Source organism: Streptomyces sp. WELS2, assembly GCF_013870595.1.
GTDB lineage: Bacteria > Actinomycetota > Actinomycetes > Streptomycetales > Streptomycetaceae > Streptomyces.
The window spans coordinates 1-4,218 of record NZ_JACBWZ010000566.1; the positions used below are offsets into that span (position 1 = coordinate 1).

Annotated in this window: 3 protein-coding genes and 1 pseudogene; all 4 read left to right on the forward strand. The window is 71.5% G+C overall.

The window, feature by feature from the left end; translation table 11 throughout:
- Window positions 1–140: 140 nt before the first annotated feature.
- Complete coding sequence (gene recG, locus H5J33_RS25745) at window positions 141–2,342, forward strand: ATP-dependent DNA helicase RecG (protein ID WP_181797252.1); 2,202 nt, start codon at window positions 141–143, stop codon at window positions 2,340–2,342.
- A 41-nt stretch (window positions 2,343–2,383) separates the two neighbouring features.
- Window positions 2,384–2,971: a 16S rRNA (guanine(966)-N(2))-methyltransferase RsmD gene (gene rsmD, locus H5J33_RS25750; RefSeq protein ID WP_181797250.1), complete on the forward strand. Its 588-nt coding sequence runs from the start codon at window positions 2,384–2,386 to the stop codon at window positions 2,969–2,971.
- A 26-nt stretch (window positions 2,972–2,997) separates the two neighbouring features.
- Window positions 2,998–3,477: a pantetheine-phosphate adenylyltransferase gene (gene coaD, locus H5J33_RS25755; protein WP_309485487.1), complete on the forward strand. Its 480-nt coding sequence runs from the start codon at window positions 2,998–3,000 to the stop codon at window positions 3,475–3,477.
- Window positions 3,478–3,534: 57 nt separating this feature from the next.
- Window positions 3,535–4,218: pseudogene (locus H5J33_RS25760) on the forward strand (cell division initiation protein); the annotation flags it as partial.

Here is a 4,218-nt window from a genome sequence, read left to right on the forward strand (position 1 = left end):
GTGACCGCGAAGGATGGCCTTGAGCGCGTCATCCTAGGCCCGGATCAGCACGTCTGACCAGGAGTTTCCCTGATGTTTACGGCATCCCGGCCGGGCGGCGCGGGGCGTGGTCTACGGCATTGTCAGTGCCGTGGTGTGCAATTGATGACGTGCCCGCACTGCAAGAACCGCTCAAGAAGGTGCTCGGCCCCGCCACCGCGAAGGTGATGGCCGAGCACCTCGGCCTGCACACCGTCGGCGATCTGCTGCACCACTACCCGCGCAGATACGAGGAGCGCGGCCAGCTCACCCACCTCGCCGACCTCCCCATGGACGAGCACGTCACGGTGGTCGCCCAGGTCGCCGACGCCCGGCTGCACAGCTTCGCCTCGGCCAAGGCCCCCCGGGGCAAGGGCCAGCGCCTGGAGGTCACGATCACGGACGGCAGCGGCCGGCTCCAGCTCGTCTTCTTCGGCAACGGCGTGCACAAACCCCACAAGGAACTGCTGCCGGGCACCCGCGCGATGTTCGCCGGCAAGGTCTCCGTCTTCAACCGCCGCCTCCAGCTCGCCCACCCCGCCTACGAGTTGCTGCGCGGCGACGGTGACGAGGCCGTCGAGTCCTGGGCCGGCGCCCTGATCCCGATCTACCCCGCCACCGCCAAACTGGAGTCCTGGAAGATCGGCAAGGCGGTCCAGACGGTGCTGCCCAGCGCCCGGGAGGCCCTCGACCCGCTGCCGGACTCCCTGCGCGCCGGACGCGGCCTGCTCCCGCTCCCCGAGGCCCTGCTGAAGGTCCACCGGCCGCACACCAAGGCCGACATCGCCGACGCCCGCGCCCGCCTGAAGTGGGACGAGGCCTTCGTCCTCCAGGTCGCCCTGGCCCGCCGCCGGCACGCCGAGACCCACCTGCCCGCCGTGCCCCGCGTCCCCGGCCCGGACGGCCTGCTGGCGGCCTTCGACGACCGCCTGCCGTTCACCTTGACCGAGGGCCAGCAGAAGGTCTCCCGCGAGATCTTCGAGGACCTGGCCACCGCCCACCCCATGCACCGCCTCCTCCAGGGCGAGGTCGGTTCGGGAAAGACGATGGTGGCGCTGCGCGCCATGCTCGCCGTGGTCGACGCGGGCGGGCAGGCGGCCATGCTCGCGCCCACCGAGGTGCTCGCCCAGCAGCACCACCGTTCCATCACCGAGATGATGGGCGAACTCGCCGAGGGGGGAATGCTCGGCGGGGCCGAACACGCCACCAAGGTGGTGCTGCTCACCGGCTCGATGGGCACGGCGGCCCGCCGCCGGGCCCTGCTCGACCTGGCCACCGGCGAGGCCGGCATCGTCATCGGCACCCACGCCCTGATCGAGGACAAGGTGCAGTTCCACGACCTCGGCCTGGTGGTGGTGGACGAACAGCACCGCTTCGGCGTGGAGCAGCGCGACGCCCTGCGCGGCAAGGGCAAACAGCCCCCGCACCTGCTCGTCATGACGGCCACCCCCATCCCGCGCACGGTCGCCATGACGGTCTTCGGCGACCTGGAGACCTCGGTGCTGGACCAGCTCCCGGCCGGCCGCTCCCCGATCGCCAGCCATGTCGTCCCGGCCGCCGACAAGCCGCACTTCCTCTCCCGCGCCTGGGAGCGGGTCCGCGAGGAGGTCGAGGCCGGCCACCAGGCGTACGTGGTGTGTCCGCGCATCGGCGACGAGGAGGACGACTCGGGGAAGGCCGGCGAGAAGCCCGCCGAGGGCGAGGAGAAGCGCCCCCCGCTGGCCGTGCTCGACGTGGCCGAGCAGCTGGGCCGCGGCCCGCTCGAGGGCCTGCGGGTGGAGGTCCTGCACGGCCGCATGCACCCCGACGACAAGGACGCCGTGATGCGCCGCTTCGCCGCCGGGGAGACCGACGTCCTGGTCGCCACCACCGTCATCGAGGTCGGCGTCAACGTCCCGAACGCCACGGCCATGGTCATCATGGACGCCGACCGCTTCGGCGTCTCCCAGCTCCACCAGCTGCGCGGCCGGGTCGGCCGTGGCTCCGCCCCCGGACTGTGCCTGCTGGTCACCGAGATGCCCGAGGCGAGCCCGGCCCGCCAGCGGCTGAACGCGGTCGCCTCCACGCTCGACGGCTTCGAGCTGTCCCGCATCGACCTCGAACAGCGCCGCGAGGGCGACGTCCTCGGCCAGGCCCAGTCCGGCGCCCGCTCCAGCCTGCGGGTCCTGGCGGTCATCGAGGACGAGGAGGTCATCGCCGAGGCGCGGGCGGAGGCGGCGGCGGTCGTGGCGGCCGACCCGGAACTGGAACGCCTCCCCGGCCTGCGCACGGCCCTGGACGCCCTGCTGGACGACGAGCGGGAGCAGTACCTGGAAAAGGGGTGAGCCACACTGGACCTGAACCGACCCACGACCAAGGACCGAAGATGACCCGCGTGATCGCCGGCGCAGCCGGCGGACGTCGCCTCGCCGTCCCGCCAGGCACCGGCACCCGCCCCACCTCCGACCGCGCCCGCGAAGGTCTCTTCTCCACCTGGCAGTCCCTGCTCGGCGGCCCCCTGGACGGCGAACGCGTCCTCGACCTCTACGCCGGCTCGGGCGCCGTGGGCCTGGAAGCCCTCTCCCGGGGCGCGGGCCACACCCTCCTGGTCGAGGCCGACGCCCGCGCGGCGAGAACCGTCCGCGAGAACGTGCGGAACCTGGGCCTGCCCGGCGCCGAGGTGCGGGCGGGCAAAGCGGAACAAGTCATCCGCACCGCGCCCCCCGCCGAGCCGTACGACCTGGTCTTCCTCGACCCGCCGTACGCCGTCACGGATCACGATCTTCGCGAGATCCTGCTCACACTCCACTCGGAGGGCTGGCTCGCCGAGCAAGCGCTCGTCACCGTGGAGCGCAGCACCAGAGGCGGCGAATTCCACTGGCCGGACGGCTTCGAGGCGATCCGGTCCCGTCGCTACGGCGAGGGAACGTTTTGGTACGGTCGCGCCGCCTCTACGTGCGAAGACGCACGATGACCGGACCGGAGAGCGAGGGATCACAAGTGCGCCGCGCCGTCTGTCCCGGGTCGTTCGACCCGATCACCAACGGACATCTCGACATCATCGCCCGAGCCTCCCGTCTGTACGACGAGGTGTACGTCGCGGTGATGATCAACAAGTCCAAGAAGGGCCTGTTCGAGATCGACCAGCGGATCGAGCTGATCCGCGAGGTCACCTCCGAATACGCCAACGTCCGCGTCGAGTCCTTCCACGGCCTCCTCGTGGACTTCTGCAAGCAGCGCGACATCCCCGCCATCGTCAAGGGCCTGCGCGCCGTCAGCGACTTCGACTACGAACTCCAGATGGCCCAGATGAACAACGGCCTCACCGGCGTCGAGACGCTGTTCGTGCCCACCAACCCCACCTACAGCTTCCTGTCCTCCTCCCTCGTCAAGGAGGTCGCGGCCTGGGGCGGGGACGTCTCCCACCTGGTGCCCCCGCAGGTGCTGGAGGCGCTGAACAAGCGCCTCGCCAGGGACTGATGGGGCTACAGTCGTCCCGTCCGTCTCCGAACCGGCTGTAGAGAGTGGCGAGCACAGGTGGACGTGCAGAAGAAGCTCGACGAGATCGTCTCCACGGTCTCCGGCGCCCGGTCCATGCCCATGTCGGCGTCGTGCGTGGTCAACCGCGCCGAGCTGCTCGCGCTGCTCGAAGAGGTGCGCCAGGCGCTGCCCGGCTCCCTCGCCCAGGCGCGGGAACTGATCGGCGACCGTGAGCAGATGGTCGAGCAGGCCCGGCAGGAGGCCGAGCGGATCATCGAGAGCGCGCACGCCGAGCGCGGTTCGCTGGTCGCCGAGACCGAGATCGCCCGCCGCGCCCGGGCCGAGGCCGACCGGATCCTGGCCGAGGCCCGCAAGGAGGCCGAGGAGATCCGCGCCGAGGCCGACGACTACGTGGACTCCAAGCTCGCCAACTTCGAGGTCGTCCTCACCAAGACGCTCGGCTCGGTCGGCCGGGGCCGGGAGAAGCTCCTCGGCACCGGCCCCGGCCTGGACGAGCAGGGCTACGCGGACGAGGACGCCCCCGAGCGCAGCCACGACCCGGAGACCCTGCGCCGCGACGCCGACGCCTACGTGGACGCCAAGCTCGGCGCCTTCGAGGCGGTCCTCGCCAAGACCCTGGAGGCCGTCGGCCGGGGCCGGCAGAAGCTGCACGGCCGGATCGCCACCGACGACCTCGGCGCGCTCGCCGACGACACCACGACCTTCCAGCACTCCAGCGAC

What these genes read in the sequence shown, in the direction of transcription:
- rsmD (WP_181797250.1), top strand. Translation starts at nt 2,384, where the DNA reads ATGACCCGCGTGATCGCCGGCGCAGCCGGCGGACGTCGCCTCGCCGTC.